The sequence below is a fragment of the Ruegeria sp. C2 genome, assembly GCF_056537765.1.
Window position 1 is genome coordinate 313,372 of sequence record NZ_JBQFRZ010000002.1, and the last position, 19,688, is coordinate 333,059.

Below are 19,688 nucleotides of genomic sequence, written 5' to 3' on the forward strand. Positions count from 1 at the left end.
GAGACGTTTCATGCCCCAAGCTTTGGTGACCGGTGCTGGAATTCGCCTGGGTCGTGCGATGGCCCTCTACCTGGCAAAGCGCGGGTATGATGTAGCCGTGCATTACGCGACCTCGGAGCAACCAGCACAAGAGGTCGTTGCCGAGATCAAGGCGCTGGGCCGATCCGCCATTGCACTGCAGGCTGACCTACTGGACGAGGGAAATGTCACGTCTCTGGTGCCGCGTGCGACCGAGGCGCTTGGCGGTCCGATAACATGCCTGGTGAACAACGCCTCGATATTCGAATACGACAACATCCATACCGCCACCCGCCAAAGCTGGGACCGGCACATGGACAGCAATCTGCGCGCGCCCTTCGTGCTGACGCAGGCGATGGCGGAACAGGAGCTGTTGCCCGAAATCGACGATGCTGGTGAACCGGTCGCGACCGGCTTGATCGTTAATATGGTCGATATGCGTGTGCGCAAGCTGACGCCCGAGTTCATGTCATACACCATTGCCAAGATGGGTTTGTGGGCGTTGACCCGTACTTCTGCGCAGGCTCTGGCACCCGCAATCCGCGTCAATGCGATCGGGCCGGGGCCGACGATACAGGGGCACCGCCAAAGCGAAGGCCATTTCAAGGCGCAACGCATGAACACGGTTTTGGAGCGTGGGGCGAATCCGTCCGATATTACCGCAGCCCTCGGCTATTTCCTGGATGCCCACACGGTCACCGGGCAGCTGTTGTGCGTGGATGGCGGGCAACATCTCGGCTGGCAAACCCCGGACGTTTTGGGCGTAGAATAAGTAATTTCGGTGCAAGTTTTGCACCGCTCTCAATCCCGTTACGAATACGTTACAAAAATGTCTTGTTTTTCATACACTTGTCCCATGAATGAAAAAGTATATAATAAATACAAATGCTTACATAAGTGCCTATTTTTTGTGCAAATCAAAGAATCCTTAATGAAACAAGGGAAATTCGAGACAGCCCAAAACTTATCTGCACAGTTATCCACAGAAACCGTGGATTTGTTTTCTCTTGATCATTGGCTCACAAGATTGCAGCCATGGCCACAGAATCATATCTCTGGCTCATGACCTCTCACTCCGACTCGACCTCTGATGTTCAGAAGACCGGCTACGCCTGTATTCAGCGCTATGTGAAAACGCTGGACAGCTCGCCGGGCGTGTACCGGATGTTGGATGGGGACAGTCGGGTTCTGTATGTGGGCAAGGCGCGGAACTTAAAAGCGCGGGTTTCAAACTATACCCGACCGGGACATTCCGGGCGGATCGAGAAGATGATCGCCGCGACGGCCTCGATGATGTTCCTGACCACACGGACCGAAACCGAGGCGCTGCTGCTGGAGCAGAATCTGATCAAGCAGCTCAAGCCCAAATACAACGTGCTGCTGCGAGACGATAAGAGCTTTCCGAACATTCTGGTTGCCAAGGATCATGCCTTTCCGCAGATCAAAAAGCATCGCGGGGCGAAGAAAGAGAAGGGTGCCTATTTCGGCCCTTTCGCCAGCGCAGGGGCCGTGAACCGGACGCTAAACCAGCTGCAAAAGGCGTTTCTGCTGCGCAACTGTTCGGATTCTATGTTCGACACCCGCACCCGGCCCTGTCTGCTCTATCAGATCAAGCGATGTTCAGGGCCGTGTGTCGGGTTGATTTCTGACGTGGACTACCGTGAAAGCGTCAAAGATGCAGAACGGTTCCTTTCGGGCCGGTCAACCAAGGTGCAGGAAGAGTTGGCCGAGCAGATGATGGCCGCTTCTGAGGCGATGGAATTCGAACGCGCCGCCGGTCTGCGCGACCGAATTCGGGCGCTGACGCAGGTACAGACCTCGCAAGGCATCAATCCGCGTGGCGTGACCGAGGCGGACGTGATCGGCCTTTATATGGATAGCGGGCAGGCCTGCGTTCAGGTGTTCTTCATCCGCGCCAACCAGAACTGGGGGAACAAGGATTTCTATCCTCGGGTTGGGGTCGATGTGTCCCCGGCTGAGGTGATGGAGGCCTTCCTCGGTCAGTTCTACGACAATAAGGAACCGCCCCGGCAGTTGATCCTGTCAGACGGGATCGAAAACGCCGATCTGATGCAGGAGGCGCTGACTGAGAAAGCAGGGCGCAAGGTAGAAATCCTGGTGCCCCAGCGCGGAGAAAAACAGGAACTGGTCGCAGGCGCCTTGCGCAACGCAAGGGAATCGCTGGCCCGGCGCATGTCGGAAAGCGCCACGCAGGCCAAGTTGTTGCGCGGGGTGGCCGACGCGTTTGAACTCGACGGCCCGCCGAGCCGGATCGAGGTCTACGACAACTCTCACATTCAAGGCACCAACGCGGTGGGTGGCATGATCGTGGCGGGCCCTGAGGGGTTCATGAAAAACGCCTATCGCAAATTCAACATCCGTGGCGATGACCTGACACCGGGTGACGATTTTGGGATGATGAAAGAGGTGCTGACACGACGTTTCACCCGCCTGCAGAAAGAGGATCCGGATCGCGACAAGGGCATGTGGCCCGATCTTCTGCTGATCGACGGTGGGGCCGGGCAGGTGAGCGCGGTGCATGAGATCATGGTCGAACACGGCGTCGAAGACATCCCCATGGTCGGCGTCGCCAAAGGCGTGGACCGTGACCACGGCAAGGAAGAATTCCATCGGATCGGTCAGCACGCTTTCGCACTGAAACGCAACGATCCGGTGCTCTATTTCATCCAACGCCTGCGAGATGAAGCGCACCGATTTGCCATCGGCACCCACCGGGCCAAACGCGCTAAGGCTGTTGGCGCGACGCCGCTGGATGAAATCCCCGGCGTGGGGGCTGCGCGAAAGCGGGCTCTGCTGGCTCATTTCGGCAGTGCGAAGGCTGTCAGTCGGGCTAATCTGGCGGATTTGAAAGCGGTCGAGGGGATCTCAGCCGGATTGGCGCAGAAGGTCTATGATTTCTTCCACGACAAGGGCTAGTCCCGCCGCCCACGCCAGAGGATATAGAGCCCCGAGGCGACGATCAGCGCGCTGCCGATCCACATGGTCTGGTCCAGACGCTCACCAAACATCGCCACACCCAGACCAATCCCGAATAGCAGTCGGGAATATCGGAACGGCGTGACCGATGAAACCTCACCCGTGCGCATCGCCTTCATCAACGAGGCATAGGCCATGACACCCATCAGGGTCGCACCAACCAGATGCAGGCTGACATCTGGCGTCAGAGGTTGCATGGGCGTGCCCTCCCAAAACCGATAGGCCAGCCCCGCGGCCACGATGCAGAGGAAGCCGTAGAATCCCAGAACTTCGGTTCCCAATGAGGCCGGCGCCGCGCGGCTGGCCAAATCCCGCCCGGCAAAGCCGAGCATCCCCAATACGGCAAGGATCGATAGGGCCGAAAAGCTGTCCTCGGTTGGTTGGATGATGATCACCACGCCGATCAGGCCGATCAGAATGGCGAACCAGCGTCGCCAACCGACACTTTCGCCAAAGAACAGCGCGGCCCCCGCCACGACGACCAGGGGGGTGGCCTGAAGGATGACCGTGGCCGAAGACAGCGGGGTTAGCGCAATGGCCAGCACATAAAACAGCCGTCCCAAGATCTCGAAAACTACGCGGACCTTCATCGGGCGGGACAGGACGTCAGGCTGAAACAGCTTCGTGCCGCGCAGCATGGCGACCACGGCATAAATGACGGCACCCCCTGTGCCAAAAAGAACCAATACCTGCCAGATCGGGATTGCGCCCGACGCACTCTTCAGGAACGCATCCTCGAGCGCGAACAAGGCCATGGCTGCGATCATCCACGCGCTGCCGATCAGGTTTGACAGGGGATCGGTTTGAATATGAGTCGTCATGTTTCGCTCTGCTGGAACTGCGGGCCAATCTGACCGCAAAGCCAGCGCAGGCCAAGCCGTATCTGACCGAGATCTCGCTGTTGCGACCCTTTGGTCAAATGCATCGCAACCGCCTGTGATCGGGCCAGATTTTCGAATGCCATCTTTTATGTCCCGAAGCAGCGATGTAAAGATTTAGCCATGAAGTGGAACCTGCCCAATATCCTGACCCTGCTGCGCCTGTTGGCCGCCCCCGGTCTGGCCGTGATGTTTCTGTATTTTACGCGACCCTATGCTGATTGGTTTGCGTTGATTCTGTTCCTGTCCGCCGCGATTACCGACTGGTTTGACGGCTACCTCGCACGGGCCTGGAAGCAAGAGACCAAAATGGGTGCGATGCTGGATCCGATTGCCGACAAGGCGATGGTGGTAGTCGCGCTGATGATACTGGTGGGGTATTCGACCGAAAGCTGGACGCCGTGGCTGGTACTGCCCGCGACGGTCATCCTGTTCCGCGAGGTCTTTGTCTCGGGCCTGCGGGAATATCTTGGTGACGTGGCCGGAACCCTGAAAGTGACAAAACTGGCGAAGTGGAAAACTACGGCGCAAATGGTGGCGATTGCGATCCTGTTCTCGCAGGGGATCTTTGAACACTACTTTGTGATGGCTACGTTCGGCATGGACTCTGCCCTCATTGATCAGGTGCTTTCAGGGCAGGTGGAAGACCTCAATCATATCCGCTGGCATCTGGAAGGCATGTTCTGGTCGGGCCGCATCGGGCTTTGGCTGCTTTGGATCGCTGCGACGCTGACATTGATCACCGGCTATGACTACCTACGTAAAGCCATGCCCCACCTGAAGGAGACTTAAGCGATGGACGTGCTGTATTTCGCATGGGTACGTGAGCGCATCGGCCTGCCGAAAGAGAAAGTCGAAACTGAGGCGGCAACGGTTAATGACCTCGTTGCCGAACTCAGCGCGCGCGAGGATCGCTATGCCGCCGCCTTTGCCGATCTTTCGGCCCTGCGCGTGGCTTTGGATCAGGAACTATCGGATTTCGACGCTCCCCTGACCGGTGTGCGCGAAGTTGCGTTCTTTCCGCCCATGACGGGTGGCTGACATGCGCATCGCGGTTCAGGAAGAAGCGTTCGATCTGGGGGCCGAGGCCAACGCTTTCGCCGCCGGAGATGATGCAAATGGGGCCATCGTCACCTTCACGGGGGTCGTGCGTGATCTGGCCTCGGGCGATCTGGATGTGATGGAGATCGAGCATTATCCGGGCATGACCGAACGCGCCCTGACCAAGATCGCAGAAGAGGCACAGGCCCGATGGTCATTGGGGGATGTGCTGGTGATTCACCGCCACGGTCGGCTGGCTCCGGGGGACCGGATCATGATGGTCGCCACCGCCGCGCCGCATCGCAAGGACGCGTTTGAAGCGGCGGAGTATCTGATGGATTACCTCAAATCCCGCGCGCCGTTCTGGAAAAAGGAAATCACCAATTCCGGCGCAGAGTGGGTAGCCGCCAAAGATGAGGATGAAGACGCGCTGACCCGATGGTAAAGGCGCAGCGTTTTTAATCCGCGTTGTTGATCCGCCCGCGCATTTCTTCGGCTTCCTGCCTCGCCGCGCGAAGACCTTCCATCGCAGCGGTCAGCTCGGCTTCGGTCTGGGTTAGCTGATTGGTCAGCTCTGCTTCACGCTGCTGCAGATAGGTAATCGCCTGATCGCGGGTTTCCTCGGCCTCGTGTAACTCCTGGCTCATGCGATCCAGATCGGCCACGTCGCTTTGGCGCACGCGAGACAGGCGATGGGCTAGCCAATTGGCAAACCATCCCATGCAGAAGGCTGCGAACAGGATGATGGCGGTGGCGATGATGAATTCTGTTCTGTTCAACTTACTGATCCTCTTCGCCCGCATCCGTTGCGTCGGTTTCTGGTGTCTGGGATTCGGCCTCCATCGCCTCAAGCCCTGTTTCGGTATTGGCCACGGGCTCGGGCCGGATTAGACGAAACTCGATGCGGCGGTTTTCTTCGCGACCTTCTTCGGTGTCGTTGTCGGCGATCGGTTGTGTCTCACCATAACCCACGGCCGAAAAACTTGAGGTCGGCACCCGCCGTCCGCGCAGCTCGTTCAGGATCGACTGCGCGCGCGCCTGGCTGAGTTGCTGGTTCATCTCTTCCCGGCCCTGACTATCGGTATGGCCCTGAATTTCCAACCGGATCGGGCCGCATTCTCGCAAGATATCCGCGATCTGGTTCAGGGCATCGCGGGAATCGGCGGCCACTGTCGCTGAACCCGGCTCGAACGCGATCTTGCTCGCGGCCTGCACCTCGGCCAGTTGCTCTTCGCAGATCTCGGGGTCGGGCGGGGCATCTGCAGGGGCGGGCGGCTCCTGATAGGTGATCGATAGGGAGTAGTCCTGTGCTTCACCCAGCTTGTCCGACAGCAGGCCTGCGATCCGGGCCTTGGCATCGGGATCATGGCTGAGCCCCGATAGCGTAACATTGTCTGGCGTCACGGTCAGCGCACCATTGTGCAACTGCGACAGCGCTTCCAGTCCGGCCAGAACGCGCACGGGCCAGTCCGCGGGCAGGTCAGGCGCGATCCGGGTCGCCGTATGCACCTGCAGGGAACCAAAGGCCGCGCGCGCGAAACTGTCCGTCATATCACGCAGGGTCTCGTCACCCACACGCCCGCGCAGTTGAACCAAACCCTCGGGGCTGCGGGTTGCAACGAATTCAATCGGCCCTGTCGGGTCATCTGGCTCGGGTTCGGGCAGAACCGCATGCAAGACGAACACTTCGGGAAGCGCGTTTTCCAACTCTCCTACAATGCGGTCAAACTCCAGCGGGCTGGTGTCCTGCGCGGCGACAAGAGTGATGTCGGCATCCGACAACGTGACCGAACCCCGTCCAAGTTCGGACAGAGCCCGGATGCTCAACTGCGCTGCGTTCGCCCAGCGTGGGGATGGTACGCCCAGACCGATGGTGCAGGAATAAGGTCCGCTAAGCCCGGCCTGTTGTGCGGCCTCGACGATCATGTCGCGCGCGTCTTCGTCCTGCGCAGAACAGGCGTCGAACTGCCCGCCGTCCTCGTTGATCAGGTAGCGCAGGGTGAACGGCGTGATCACAGGGCGCGGCGCCGAGATCGCCAGACCAATACGCAAGCCTGGAGGTGCGGCGCGGCTCAGGTCTTGTTCCAGCCGGTCTTTCTCTTGCTGGCTGTCCGCAATGGCGGTGATGCGTACGAGTCCCGGACTGGCCGATATCTTTGCGCGTGGTAGATCAGACAGTGCTTGAATCGCATAGTCCAGCGCCTGATCCCAGCCCTTGGGCGCGGGATAGTCGGCGCTTTCCATCAGGTCCGAAACCGTCGCGTCCTGATCCAACCGTTGCAGGCGGTTCATCAGATCGTCGCGATCCTCGCTGGCCGGCACCAGACCGATGACCGAAATACCACTATCGTTGCGCAGGATTTCGGCAGAGAACCGGGGGGGTGTCAGATCGGCGGTCGGTGCGACTTCCATATCGTCGATGACGCGCGAGGTATCGACCTCGGTTCCGGCGGCGGTCAGGGCGTTGAACCGTGTCGCCTCATCCGGAGCCATTCCGGTCAGCACGACACGCAGGCCATCGGATTCAACCTCGGCCCAGTCATGTCCCTGCAGGTTCAGCGCCCGGCGCACAGCAAGTTCCGATGCGTCTTCGATCTTGCTGACCGAAAAGCTGGCGGCCACCAGGGACAGACCGGCGGACACCGCAAAGATCAACGCAACAGCAAGGGCATAAGGCAGGCGCATGGGCGGGATCGAGACTCCTCGGGCGGTTAGTTTCGGACTCATACAGAGCCCGGCCCGGAGGTGCAATCAGAGCAAAAGGGCGACGCAGAGGAAGATCAGCGGAATCAAGCCGGTGTCGCGGTTGGCCCGGAATAATTGCAACAGTTTGGCGTTGTCCTCGGTATCGAGGCCGCGCAATTGCCACGCCATATGCCACCCCATGGCCCATGGCCCACCCAACGCTACGACGAGCGCCAGAACTGATGCGTTGGGCAGCGACGCATCGATAATGGCCAGCCCCATCAGGCCGACCGTACCAACCAGAAAATACTTGAGCCATCGGGCCGTATCGGTCCCGAACAGGCGGGCGGTGGATTTGATACCGATGAGTTCATCGTCTTCGGCATCCTGATGGGCATAGATCGTGTCATAGAATAGTGTCCAGGCGATGCCTGATAGATAGAGTATGATCGCAGGCCAACCAACCGTTCCTGTATGTGCCGCCCAGGCGAGCAGTACACCCCAGTTGAAGGCCAGCCCGAGAAAGACCTGCGGCCACCAAGTGAAACGTTTTGCAAAAGGATAGATCGTGACCGGCAACAGCGACAGGACACCCATGGCAATCGCCGCGCGGTTGAAAGTCAGCAGAATCAGCAAAGCCAGCAGGCATTGCAGCACCATCCAGAACATCGCCTGCCGCACGCTGACCTGACCCGATGGGATCGGGCGCGAGCGGGTGCGTTCCACTTTCCCGTCGAACTCTCGGTCGGTGATATCGTTCCATGTGCAGCCCGCGCCACGCATCAGGAAGGCGCCGATGGCGCAGCCGATGGCAATCCACAAGTCCTCCCATCGGGGTGAACCATCGCTGAGGATCGCCAGTGCCAGCCCCCACCAGCAGGGAATGAGCAATAGCCATGTGCCAATCGGTCGGTCCGCGCGGCTGAGCCGCAGATAGGGACGGATAAAAGCGGGGGCATGGGTGTCGACCCAGTTCCCGGTGACCGCATCCGCGACCTGACCGTCTGGTGTTGGGGCATTGCCTTGCATATGTAGGGTCTCATGACTGCGAAGATCAGACTGTATGTAGAGCACCCTTTGGGTCCGGGGCAATCGGTTCCTTTGACGCGCGAACAGGCGCATTACCTGTTCGGCGTGATGCGCCTGTCGGTGGGCGGGCAGGTTGCGTTGTTCAATGGACAGGATGGCGAATGGCTGGCAGAGGTTGCTGAGGCGGGCAAACGGGGTGGAACGCTGACCTGTGCCGAGCACACCAAACCCTTGCAATTGCCACCCGACCTGTGGCTGCTCTTTGCACCGATCAAGAAGGCGCGCACCGATTTTATCGTTGAAAAGGCAGCGGAAATGGGCGCAGCGCGGATCATGCCCGTGCAGACCGAGTTTACCAATTCCGAACGTATCCGTCAGGACCGCCTGCAGGCTCATGCGGTCGAGGCCGCCGAGCAATGCGGTGGCACCTTTGTGCCCGAAGTCACCGATTTGCAGCGGCTCGACCGGGTGCTGGACACATGGTCTGAGGACCGCCAGCTGATGTTCTGTGACGAGGCCGAGGTGGGCTCTGCCCTGCGTCTCGCTGCGAATGAGAAGTCTCAGCCATGGGCCATTCTGATCGGCCCCGAGGGCGGGTTCTCTGAGCGTGAGCGCAAGCGGCTGACGGGATTGCCTTATGCTCATATCGTCAGCTTGGGGCCGCGTATCCTGCGCGCTGACACGGCGGCGGTTGCGGCGATGACCATGTGGCAACAGGCTTTGGGGGACTGGTCGTGACCTGGCGCGCGGCGCAGGTCAGCGACGTTTCGCAGATCGACACTTTTCTATCGCAGCACATTCAGACTTCTATGTTCCCGCTGGCCAACATGCGTGACTTTGGTCTGAACGGCCCGCACCTTCGTTCTTTGAAAATGTGGCTGCTGGGCGATCCCATACGTGCCGTGTTTGCCATTACGAATGAGGGCATGGTTCTGCCACAATGCCCAGACTGCTCTGACGAAGAGTTGGCGGCGGCCATCCATCTGATCCGGGGGAACGCCTTGTTTGGTATCGCCGCCGAAGCCAGGCAGGCGCGCCGGATCATGAAACTTGGCGGATGGGAAGACCGGCCCGCGACGCTCAACAGTGACGAGCCGGGATTCTCGCTGGAGCTGGATCGACTTGTCCTGCCGGAGGCAACAAGCGCCCAACTCGTGCCGATGGGAGAGTTCGACAGATCGGTTACCGAAAACTGGCGGCGGGACTATCTGATCGAGGCTATGGATTTCGATCCGACGCGTGCAGCGAAACAGGCCTGTGAAGATTTCAAAGCCTATACCAAGCGCGACTCCCACCGGGTTCTGTTGATTGACAATCAGCCTGTTTCCATGACCGGGTTCAACGCTCGCCTGCCTGAAATCGTGCAAATCGGCGGTGTCTACACCCCGCCGGGGTTGCGTGGTCGTGGCTATGCCCGTCTCGCCGTGGCCCTACATCTGATTGAGGCGCGAGATGGGGGAGTTTCACGCGCCGTTCTGTTCGCAGCTTCCGATTCTGCTGCGCGTGCTTATATGGCAATCGGGTTCAAACCTGCGGGTCACTACTCGCTGATCCTGTTCACCAACCCGAAGGACATTGCATGAGTTTCATTCGACCCGAAGCCAAATTGACCTTATGGCGCTGGCGCGAAGTGTTGGTGGCTTTGGTCGTCCTTTTGGTGGGCCTCAGCTGGATCAGCGGCCCCGGGGGGGTGCTGGGCTGGCTCGGCTGGCTGTTGTTGGTGATTGCCGTGGCCTTGGCTGTGATTGGGGTACAGCGCGCCCGCTTCCGTACCGGCGCGGGTGGCCCCGGCGTGGTCACGATTGATGAAGGACAGATCATCTATCTCGGCCCGCTTGATGGCGGCATCGTCGCGACGCGCGAAATCGAGCGTTTGGCGCTGGACCCGACCTCGAACCCGGCGCACTGGGTATTGGATCAGCCGGGTCAACCAACACTTCACATTCCGGTGAACGCCGAGGGGGCTGAGGCGCTGTTCGACGTGTTCTCGAATCTGCCCGGTTTGAAAACCGAACAAATGCTGGCTGAACTGAACGGCGGCGCGATCCATCCGGTGGTGATATGGGAGCGCCGTCCGATGCGACCTGCGCATCTGCGCCTGCATTGACACTGGCGCAGTTTGCGCTCAGGACTGGCGGCTAAGACAGACACAGCAGGATCGGAGACCGGTTCATGTCCATCCCCCAGTCCGGCGGCGGACCGATCGAACGCCATGAGCAACTGGCCGAATATCTGGAATCGGGCTGCAAGCCCAAAGACGATTGGCGCATCGGGACCGAGCACGAGAAGTTCGGCTATTGCAAGGACACGCTGATACCGCTGCCGTTCGAAGGCACCCGGTCTATCGTGGCCGTGCTCGAAGGACTGCGCGACCGCCACGGCTGGGCCGAGGTTCGTGAGGCGGGGCATCTGATCGGGCTTGAAAAGGACGGTGCCAATGTCAGTCTGGAGCCGGGCGGCGCGCTGGAGCTGTCGGGCGCTCCGCTGGAGACCATTCACGAGACCTGCGATGAGGTGAACACCCATCTGCGCGAAGTGAAAGATATCGCCGATGAGATCGGCGTGGGTTTCATCGGTCTGGGCGCGGCCCCGATCTGGACCCATGACGAGATGCCGCTGATGCCCAAGGGCCGCTATCGGCTGATGAACGACTATATGGAAAAGGTCGGTACCATGGGCCGCGCCATGATGCGGCGCACCTGTACGGTTCAGGTCAATATCGACTTCGGGTCCGAGGCCGACATGGTGCAGAAATTGCGCGTTGCCCTGGCACTGCAGCCTGTTGCCACGGCGCTGTTCGCAAATTCACCCTTTTTCGAGGGCACGCCGATCGGCCAGAAAAGCTGGCGCAGCTATATCTGGAGGCACCTCGACGATGCGCGCACCGGTATGCTGCCTTTCGTCTTCGAAGAGGGCTTCGGGTTCGAGCGTTACGTGCAATACGCCCTCGATGTACCGATGTATTTCGTCTATCGCGACGGTCAGTACATCAATGCATTGGGCATGTCTTTCCGCGACTTCCTGCAGGGCAAATTGCCCGCTCTGCCGGGTGAGACGCCAACCTTATCCGACTGGGCCGATCACCTGACCACGGCCTTCCCTGAAGCGCGCATCAAGAAATTCATGGAGATGCGCGGCGCTGATGGTGGCCCATGGCGGCGCCTGTGTGCTCTGCCCGCATTCTGGGTCGGTCTGACCTATGACCAAGGCGCCTTGGACGCCGCCTGGGATCTGGTCAAAGGCTGGGATGCCGAGACGCGCGAAGCATTGCGGGTCGCGGCGGCGAAAGATGGCCTGCAGGCGCAGGTAGGAAAGATCAATATGCATGATCTGGCACGCGAGGTCGTCTCGATCGCAGATGCCGGTCTCGCCGCGCGCGCACGCGCCGGGGCAGGCGGTTTGGTTCAGGATGAGACCCATTTCCTGAATGCGCTCAAGGACAGCATCGATTCGGGTCAGGTCCCCGCAGATGAATTGATGGATCGTTACGATGGCGACTGGAACGGAGATCTGACCCGCATCTACCCGGAATTTAGCTATTGAATCATATCGCCCCGGTGCGTGACTTCGATGCGCATTGGGTCCGGGCCTGTGGCCGTTAGGTGAATATTTGCCTTCTTTCGCAACCCGTCTTGCAGGATATGGGGTCCATGCGATTTAGTCGGGCCTAGAAATCATCGAGTGATAGTGCAATGGCCCGAATTAGTGAGCTCCATTACTCAAATGCCTACGCCGCCCAGACGGGTGTGGCAGAGTTCCTTGAGGTCTCTCTGGGGTCGACGGAAATTCCGGCTGATTTTACAGTATCGTTCTATCAGGCCAACGGACAGGTTGGCATCGAGATCCCTTTGACAGACGTGCCAGGGATCAGGGTCACCGTGGACCCGGATAACAACGAGCAGATTTTTGTCATTTCAGCTGATGACTTTCCCATCCTGCTCACGGATCCGAACGGCGGCGGCGCTACCAATTTTGAGGCCTACGCGCTGACCAATACCGCGACGGGTGAGGTCATAGATTTTTATGACATCGGAGGGGGCACGCAAAACATCGTCGCGCAGAACGGGCTGGCGGCCGGGCAGACCTCGGTAAATCTGCCGGTTCTCGTTGGGCCCAGCCGGACCACGACGACGCTGCAGTTCAACCAGCCGGACCCGGACACTCTGGTTTATGGCAGCCTTTCGCCCGGCGACAGTGGTGCAACCTGTTTTGCCGCTGGAACACTGGTGGATACGCCGGGTGGTCCGCGACGGGTCGAAGCGTTGCGCCCCGGCGATCTGGTTCTGACCGTCGATCAGGGCGCATGTCCGGTACAATGGATCGGAGACCGCACGGTCCGAGGACAGGGGCGGTTTGCTCCGGTGCTCATCTCGGCAGGTGTTTTGGGGACGGAAAGTGATATTCGCGTTTCGCCACAGCACCGTGTTCTGATCTCGGGCTGGCAGGCTGAGCTGCTGTTTGGCGAGGACGAGATTCTCGTACCGGCCAAGTCCCTGATCAACGGCACAACCATCACGCAAACCCCCTGCGATATCGTGCGGTATGTGCATCTGTTTTTTGACCGCCATCAACTGGTGACGACCTCAGGCCTGATCTCGGAAAGCTTCTTTCCCGGCGCTCAGGCCGTTGCAGGGCTTGGCGATGCCGCCGCCGAGGAACTGTTTGCCCTGTTCCCCGAGCTGCGACAGCACCCGAGCGTTTATGGCGACACGATCCGACCGGTGCGCAGTGGCCCGCAGGCGGCGGTTCTGACCGCAACCTGATCCGCCCCCTCTTGATTTCGCGGACTGCTGTGATAGCAGAGCCTCAACAGCATTCAGGGGACCGTCATGGACGATCTTAAGGCAAAATATCTGGGTCAAATCGCCGAAGCGGGCGACGAAAACGCGCTGGAGGCGATCCGTGTCGCCGCCGTTGGCAAAAAGGGTGAAGTCGCGCTCAAGATGCGCGAGCTGGGTAAGATGACTCCTGAAGAGCGTCAGGTGGCCGGCCCCGCGCTGAACGCCCTGAAGGATGAGATCAACTCAGCCCTTTCTGCCAAGAAGGCAGCCCTTGCCGATGCGGCACTGGATGAGCGTCTGCGCACTGAATGGCTGGACGTCACCCTGCCGACCCGCGCCCGCCGTCAGGGCTCGATTCACCCGGTCAGCCAGGCAACCGAGGAACTGACCGCGATCTTTGCCGAACTGGGTTTCTCCGTCGCCGAAGGGCCGCGGATCGAGACCGACTGGCACAATTTCGACGCCCTGAACATTCCCGGCCACCACCCCGCGCGGGCCGAGATGGATACGTTCTATATGCACCGGGCCGAGGGTGATGAGCGCCCGCCGCATGTGCTGCGTACTCATACTTCGCCCGTCCAGATCCGGTCGATGGAGAAACAGGGCGCGCCGATCCGCGTGATCTGTCCGGGCGGCGTCTACCGCGCCGACTATGACCAGACCCACACGCCGATGTTCCATCAGGTCGAAGGGTTGGCGATCGACAAAGACATCTCGATGGCGAACCTGAAATGGGTTCTGGAAGAGTTTGTGAAGGCCTTCTTCGAAGTCGACGACGTCGAGCTGCGCTTCCGCGCCTCGCACTTCCCCTTCACCGAGCCATCGGCCGAGGTCGATATCCGCTGTTCCTGGGATAACGGCCAGCTGAAGATCGGCGAGGGCGATGACTGGATGGAGATTCTGGGCTCCGGCATGGTCCACCCCAAGGTGATCGCCGCCGGTGGCATCGACCCCGAGGTCTATCAGGGCTTTGCCTTTGGCATCGGCATCGACCGTCTGGCGATGCTGAAATACGGCATCCCTGATCTGCGCGCGTTCTTTGATTCTGACCTGCGCTGGCTGCGGCACTACGGGTTCGCGGCGTTGGATATGCCGAACCTGCATGGTGGTTTGTCGCGGTGACAGGGAAGTTATGGCATTACTTAGACATAAGTAGTGGCCGATACTTCTGTGCTTCACATGGTGGGTTTTGTGACCATTCAGATGGTCACCTAGGTCACTGCCCGTTATGCGGGAGCGAAGCCCATGCTGTATACTCCATTAACCGTGTGCAACGAATGTTGCGACTGATTAATGGTCTGCAGGATCGGTCAAAGAGAAGCTTCACACTCGCCGTTTCAGCGTTCGGTGGCTTAGGTGTATTGAAAGCCCTGGGAGGGCTTAGTCCTAAGTCTGGCTTTTCCGTTATCAGCTTTTTGATTGGAACTCCGCAAAATTATTTGGTCGATTTCCTCCAACTCATTGCTTTCGTTCTGTTGTTAGTTGCAATTGCCATGTTTTCTCTCTCGATGAGGCAAGTTCCCGTGGTGGAAAACAAAGTTGTGCCAAAGAAGTCACACGAAGATTGGGTTTTGTATTTGGCAGAGAAACTAGCTCGCATGGAGAGCTTCCATTCCAAAGCAAGTATCTTTTTTGTTTTGAGTGTAGTGGCGTTTGCAATTGCGATCGCAGTTGGGTGGATTGACATTAGAGTATAGACTGAGGGGAGAAGCGCGGAGCAAAGGCCGATAGGCCCCCGCGCCATCGCCAGACCGCCCGCACGGGCTGGCGATTTGTCTCCGTCAGCGCACCGCTCGAACAGCGCGCGGATTTGGCCAGTTTAAAGTGCCCACCACCGACTAAGGCTCGCCATCCCACGGTCTGGTGCCTGCACGGCTTGTTACAGGTTCCCACAGGGTTGTGACGTGACAGTTGGCGTCAGGTGGCTAGGCTCCGGCCTATGATCTATCGACTGCTCTGCCTTCTTCTGCTGACCGCCACCCAAGCCGCCGCCGTGGATACCTGCCACGGTGATGTTGCCTGCGAGGTCGGTGACCGCTCGTACCATGTGCTCGAGCCCGAGGGCTGGGACGGGGAAACGCCTCTGCCGGTGCTGTTGCATTTCCACGGCTGGGCGCGGCAGGGGACTGTGGTGGTCAATCATGAACGCATCGCCGGGGCGACCAAGCTGCGGGGCGTGTTGCTGGTGGCCCCGAACGGTTTGGGCAAAAGCTGGGATTTCTGGACGTCGGACACGGGCGATGTGCCTTTTGCCGATGCGGTGCTGCAGGACGTCGCCAAACGCTATCCGATTGATCCGGACCGTATCTATGTCTCGGGCTATTCCTTCGGCGGCGCAATGGCGTGGCGCTATGTGTGCCAGTCGGGCAATGATATTGCCGCCTTGCTGGCCGTTGCGGGCAGCATCCGTCAGACGGAAGACTGCCCCGAAGCCCCGCGCGAGGCACGCCATGTGCACGGGCTGAGCGATACGGTGATGGATTTTCCCTATGGCGCGAATGGCGACACGACTTATCCGGTCGCGCTGTGGCGTGCGGCTTATGACTGCCACGATGCGACCCCGCGCGGGGATTGGAGCGTTGTTCCGATCCTGACCCTCAGCCGCGTGGAATGGACCGATTGCGCACGCGGGCAGGTCACATTGGACACCCATCCGGGCGGGCATTTCATCCCGCATGGCTGGATCGGGCGACAGCTGGATGAACTGTTGGGGCGCAAACCGACCTATCCCTGAGGTGTTTGACATCGCCGCGCGTTCACACTCCCCTAAGCGGTGCAACCTGATTAAGGACCCTATCTGATGAGACTGTTGCCGCTTGCCCTGATTCTGGCCGCCGCGCCTGCCTTCGCCCGTGACACTTATCCTCCGGTTGATGTGCTGTTGCAGACCGATACCACAGTCGCGGGTGAGCCACTCGAATACCCTGCAGGCAAGCCGCAGATCACCATGGCCATCGTCACTCTGCAGCCGGGGCAGAAAACCGGCTTGCATCATCACGAGGCCCCTCTGGCGGCCTATATTCTGGAAGGTGAGATTACCGTCGATTACGGCACGGCGGGTATCCGGGTCTTCAGAGCCGGCGACGCACTGGTTGAGGCGCTGCACTCATCCCACGCGGGCGAGAATACCGGTGATGGAATTGCGAGGGTTCTGGCGGTGTTTGTCGGATCGGATAGCGTTTCAAACACGGTCGCAGAGGAGTAGCGAGGGGGACGCCACGCGCCCTCTTTCCCCTGTGTGCAATATCCGCTACATGCGGTCTGACCCGAGATTTACTGGCGGAAACCGACCGATGAAATTCACTCTTTCCTGGCTGAAGGACCACCTTGATACCGATGCTTCGGTGGACGAGATCGCCGAGGCGCTGACCGATCTGGGCCTTGAGGTCGAAGAGATCGTGAACCCGGCGGACCGGCTGGCGGACTTTACGCTGGGTCATGTGAAACATGCTGAGAAGCACCCGGATGCCGACAAGCTGCGCGTCTGCACGGTTGAGACCGATGAGGGCGATCTGCAGATTATCTGTGGCGCGCCCAACGCACGCGAGGGCATCACGGTCGTGGTATGTAAACCGGGCACGTATATCCCCGGTTTGGATATCACCATCAGCGTCGGCAAAATCCGTGGTGTCGAGAGCTTTGGCATGATGGCCTCGGAACGCGAGCTTGAGCTGTCGGACGAGCATGACGGCATCATTGAGTTGCCCTCGGGCGAGGTTGGCGACAAATTCGTCGACTGGCTGGCCGAGAACGACCCGTCGAAGGTTGATCCGATGATCGAGATCGCAATAACGCCGAACCGCCCCGATGCGCTGGGCGTCGAGGGGATCGCGCGTGATCTGGCTGCGCGGGGCATTGGTACGCTGAAACAGCGCGACTATGCCCCGGTGGCGGGTGATTTCGAAAGCCCCATCAAGGTGACCATTGACGAGGACACGCTGGATGGCGCACCGCATTTCACCGGGCGTTTGATCAAGGGCGTGAAGAACGGCCCCAGCCCGCAATGGCTGCAGGACCAGTTGAAGGCCATCGGTCTGCGTCCGATCTCGGCTTTGGTGGACATCACCAATTACATGACCTTCGATCACAACCGCCCGCTGCACGTATTCGATGCTGACAAGGTGCAAGGCAACCTGCGTGTGCATCGCGCCAAAGGCGGCGAGAAGCTGGTGGCGTTGGACGAGAAGGAATACACCTTGCAACCCGGCATGATGGTCATTTCTGACGACAAGGGTCCGGAATCGATCGCCGGGATCATGGGTGGTGAGGAAACCGGCTGCACCGAGGAGACGGTGAACGTCTTCCTTGAAAGCGCGTTCTGGGATCACGTGCAGATCGCTCTGACCGGCCGGGCGCTAAAGATCAACTCGGACGCGCGCTATCGGTTCGAGCGTGGTGTCGACCCGGAATACACCCGCGAAGGGTTGGAACATGCGACGCAGATGATCCTGGATATCTGCGGCGGTGAAGCCTCGAACGTGGTCGAGGCTGGCAAGGCCCCGAACCATGCGCGGGCCTATAAGCTGGATGCGGCGCGGGTGCAGTCCTTGGTCGGGATGGATATCCCTGAAAGCGAACAGCGGCAGACCCTGACACGCCTCGGCTTCCGTCTGGACGGCGAGATGGCGCATGTGCCCAGCTGGCGTCCCGATATCATGGGCGAAGCCGATCTGGTGGAAGAGGTCGCGCGGATCGCATCCCTGACCAAGCTGCAGGGCAAGCCTTTGCCGCGTGTAACGGGTGGTATTCCTAAGCCCGTGATGACACCGGCACAGCGCCGTCAGTCCATGGCCCGCCGGACCTGTGCCGCGCTGGGGTACAATGAATGCGTGACCTATACTTTCATCGATCAGGCCTCGGCAGCGCTGTTTGATGGCGGTGACGACAAGACTATGCTGGAAAACCCCATATCGTCAGAGATGAGCCATATGCGTCCCGATCTGCTGCCCGGTCTGTTGCAGGCGGCTGCGCGCAATCAGGCGCGGGGTTATGCGGATCTGGCCCTATTCGAGGTTGGGCCGGTGTTCCACGATGGCGAGCCGGGGGATCAGAAAACACAGATCTCGGGCCTGCTGGTGGGTCGATCGGGACCGAAAGACGTTCATGGTGCTTCGCGCCCGGTCGATGTGTTCGACGCCAAGGCGGATGCCGAGGCGGTATTGGCCGCAATCGGCGCGCCTGCCAAGGTGCAGATCATGCGGGACGGTGATGCGTGGTGGCACCCGGGCCGCCATGGCAAGATCTGTCTGGGGCCGAAGAAGGTGCTGGGCGTGTTCGGCGAACTGCACCCACGCGTGTTGCAGGCAATGGACATCAAGGGTCCCGCGATGGCTTTCACCATCTGGCCGGATGAGGTGCCGATGCCGCGCAAATCGGGCGCGACCCGCTCGGCGCTGGAACTGCGAGACCTTCAGGCGGTCGAACGCGATTTCGCCTTCGTCGTGGATGCCGATATCGAGGCACTGACACTGGTGAATGCGGCCGCGGGTGCCGATAAGGTGCTGATCGAAGATGTGCGCGTCTTTGACGAGTTCATCGGCGGCAGTCTGGGCGAGGGCAAGAAATCTTTGGCCATCACCGTGCGGCTGCAGCCTTCGGACACGACTTTGAAGGAAAAAGACATCGAGGCGGTCAGTGCCAAGATCGTCGAGAAGGTGGCGAAAGCCACGGGCGGCGTGCTACGCGGCTAAGACTGCATCCGCCTTTGGCGGGAGTATTTCTGAGAAGACGAAGGGGCGGCTGCGCCCCTTTTTCGCGGGAGGAGCAAGAGATGCTAAAGGTTTATCTGTCCGGTGAGATTCACACGGATTGGCGCGAACAAATCATCACTGGTGCCGAAGGGTTGGACGTCGTGTTCTGCAGCCCAGTGACAGACCATGCAGCCTCGGACGATTGCGGCGTTGCGATCTTGGGTGAGGAACCAAACAAGTATTGGCACGACCACAAGGGTGCGATGGTGAACGCGATCCGGACCCGCAAGGGGATTTCAGAGGCAGACATCGTCGTTGTGCGCTTTGGTGACAAGTACAAGCAGTGGAACGCGGCTTTTGATGCGGGATATGCGGCGGCTCTGGGCAAATCGATCATCGTTCTGCACGGCCCCGATCATCAGCACGCCCTGAAAGAAGTGGATGCTGCTGCACTCGCCGTCGCCGAGGAGCCTTCGCAGGTCGTGGAAATTCTTCGCTATGTCGAGTCGGGCCGCTTGCCCGGCTAAGCCTGTAGGCGGGCGCGGCGCCGAGGCACCGTTGCCCGGTTT

Annotated in this window: 21 protein-coding genes; 16 read left to right on the forward strand and 5 right to left on the reverse strand. The window is 59.8% G+C overall.

The features are described 5' to 3' along the window. The first annotated feature begins 10 nt into the window (after positions 1–10). Together ACR0IV_RS11205 and uvrC are read left to right on the forward strand one after the other, a co-directional pair. Entirely contained in the window at positions 11–790 is a 780-nt protein-coding gene (locus ACR0IV_RS11205) for an SDR family oxidoreductase (protein ID WP_480659176.1), read from the forward strand. A gap of 290 nt (positions 791–1,080) precedes the next feature. Then, positions 1,081–2,955 (forward strand): excinuclease ABC subunit UvrC, encoded by a 1,875-nt coding sequence (gene uvrC, locus ACR0IV_RS11210; protein ID WP_480659177.1) that lies wholly within the window; start codon positions 1,081–1,083, stop codon positions 2,953–2,955. Here the strand turns inward: uvrC and ACR0IV_RS11215 are convergent. Continuing rightward, positions 2,952–3,836 (reverse strand): DMT family transporter, encoded by an 885-nt coding sequence (locus tag ACR0IV_RS11215; RefSeq protein WP_480659178.1) that lies wholly within the window; start codon positions 3,834–3,836, stop codon positions 2,952–2,954. The two genes, uvrC and ACR0IV_RS11215, sit on opposite strands and share 4 nt — an antisense overlap. Beyond that, positions 3,833–3,979, reverse strand: coding sequence for a hypothetical protein (locus ACR0IV_RS11220; protein WP_480470997.1), 147 nt, complete (start codon positions 3,977–3,979; stop codon positions 3,833–3,835). Before ACR0IV_RS11220 ends, ACR0IV_RS11215 begins: the two co-directional genes overlap by 4 nt. Positions 3,980–4,016: 37 nt before the next feature. On the opposite strand from ACR0IV_RS11220, the gene pgsA reads away from it, so the two are divergent. From pgsA to ACR0IV_RS11235, 3 genes are read left to right on the forward strand one after another with little or no spacing between them, the layout of a single operon-like run. After that, entirely contained in the window at positions 4,017–4,685 is a 669-nt protein-coding gene (gene pgsA / locus ACR0IV_RS11225) for a CDP-diacylglycerol--glycerol-3-phosphate 3-phosphatidyltransferase (protein WP_480470996.1), read from the forward strand. Positions 4,686–4,688: 3 nt separating this feature from the next. Then, the gene (gene moaD, locus ACR0IV_RS11230; RefSeq protein WP_480470995.1) at positions 4,689–4,934 is read left to right on the forward strand and encodes a molybdopterin converting factor subunit 1; all 246 of its coding nucleotides are present in this window, start codon (positions 4,689–4,691) and stop codon (positions 4,932–4,934) included. A gap of 1 nt (position 4,935) precedes the next feature. Continuing rightward, a complete protein-coding gene (locus ACR0IV_RS11235) occupies positions 4,936–5,379 on the forward strand; it encodes a molybdenum cofactor biosynthesis protein MoaE (RefSeq protein WP_480659179.1) in 444 nt (147 codons plus the stop codon). A 13-nt stretch (positions 5,380–5,392) separates the two neighbouring features. Here ACR0IV_RS11235 and ACR0IV_RS11240 read toward each other — a convergent pair whose 3' ends face one another. From ACR0IV_RS11240 to ubiA, 3 genes are all read right to left on the reverse strand, one after another. Continuing rightward, a complete protein-coding gene (locus tag ACR0IV_RS11240) occupies positions 5,393–5,713 on the reverse strand; it encodes a hypothetical protein (RefSeq protein ID WP_480470993.1) in 321 nt (106 codons plus the stop codon). A 1-nt stretch (position 5,714) separates the two neighbouring features. Then, positions 5,715–7,619, reverse strand: coding sequence for an OmpA family protein (locus tag ACR0IV_RS11245; RefSeq protein WP_480659415.1), 1,905 nt, complete (start codon positions 7,617–7,619; stop codon positions 5,715–5,717). 66 nt (positions 7,620–7,685) lie between these two features. Beyond that, the gene (gene ubiA, locus ACR0IV_RS11250; RefSeq protein ID WP_480659180.1) at positions 7,686–8,648 is read right to left on the reverse strand and encodes a 4-hydroxybenzoate octaprenyltransferase; all 963 of its coding nucleotides are present in this window, start codon (positions 8,646–8,648) and stop codon (positions 7,686–7,688) included. Between the two features lie 12 nt (positions 8,649–8,660). On the opposite strand from ubiA, the gene ACR0IV_RS11255 reads away from it, so the two are divergent. The 11 genes from ACR0IV_RS11255 (at position 8,661) to ACR0IV_RS11305 (ending at position 19,646) form a co-directional block, all read left to right on the forward strand. Beyond that, positions 8,661–9,386: a 16S rRNA (uracil(1498)-N(3))-methyltransferase gene (locus ACR0IV_RS11255; protein WP_480659182.1), complete on the forward strand. Its 726-nt coding sequence runs from the start codon at positions 8,661–8,663 to the stop codon at positions 9,384–9,386. Further along, entirely contained in the window at positions 9,383–10,231 is an 849-nt protein-coding gene (locus ACR0IV_RS11260) for a GNAT family N-acetyltransferase (protein WP_480659184.1), read from the forward strand. The genes ACR0IV_RS11255 and ACR0IV_RS11260 overlap by 4 nt, the downstream gene beginning before the upstream one ends. Next, positions 10,228–10,755, forward strand: a complete 528-nt coding sequence (locus tag ACR0IV_RS11265; RefSeq protein ID WP_480659186.1) for a hypothetical protein — start codon at positions 10,228–10,230, stop codon at positions 10,753–10,755. The genes ACR0IV_RS11260 and ACR0IV_RS11265 overlap by 4 nt, the downstream gene beginning before the upstream one ends. Positions 10,756–10,820: 65 nt before the next feature. Further along, on the forward strand, positions 10,821–12,191 hold the full coding sequence (locus tag ACR0IV_RS11270) for a glutamate--cysteine ligase (RefSeq protein ID WP_480659187.1): 1,371 nt from the start codon (positions 10,821–10,823) through the stop codon (positions 12,189–12,191). A gap of 149 nt (positions 12,192–12,340) precedes the next feature. After that, entirely contained in the window at positions 12,341–13,411 is a 1,071-nt protein-coding gene (locus ACR0IV_RS11275; RefSeq protein ID WP_480659189.1) for a Hint domain-containing protein, read from the forward strand. 66 nt (positions 13,412–13,477) lie between these two features. Further along, entirely contained in the window at positions 13,478–14,551 is a 1,074-nt protein-coding gene (pheS, locus tag ACR0IV_RS11280) for a phenylalanine--tRNA ligase subunit alpha (RefSeq protein ID WP_480659190.1), read from the forward strand. Positions 14,552–14,706: 155 nt separating this feature from the next. Then, complete coding sequence (locus ACR0IV_RS11285; RefSeq protein ID WP_480470985.1) at positions 14,707–15,126, forward strand: hypothetical protein; 420 nt, start codon at positions 14,707–14,709, stop codon at positions 15,124–15,126. Positions 15,127–15,368: 242 nt separating this feature from the next. After that, entirely contained in the window at positions 15,369–16,163 is a 795-nt protein-coding gene (locus ACR0IV_RS11290; protein WP_480470984.1) for a CE1 family esterase, read from the forward strand. Between the two features lie 66 nt (positions 16,164–16,229). Beyond that, complete coding sequence (locus ACR0IV_RS11295; RefSeq protein ID WP_480659192.1) at positions 16,230–16,634, forward strand: cupin domain-containing protein; 405 nt, start codon at positions 16,230–16,232, stop codon at positions 16,632–16,634. Positions 16,635–16,722: 88 nt separating this feature from the next. Continuing rightward, a complete protein-coding gene (pheT, locus tag ACR0IV_RS11300) occupies positions 16,723–19,119 on the forward strand; it encodes a phenylalanine--tRNA ligase subunit beta (protein ID WP_480659194.1) in 2,397 nt (798 codons plus the stop codon). A gap of 80 nt (positions 19,120–19,199) precedes the next feature. Continuing rightward, positions 19,200–19,646: a YtoQ family protein gene (locus ACR0IV_RS11305; RefSeq protein ID WP_480659195.1), complete on the forward strand. Its 447-nt coding sequence runs from the start codon at positions 19,200–19,202 to the stop codon at positions 19,644–19,646. Positions 19,647–19,688 lie beyond the last annotated feature (42 nt).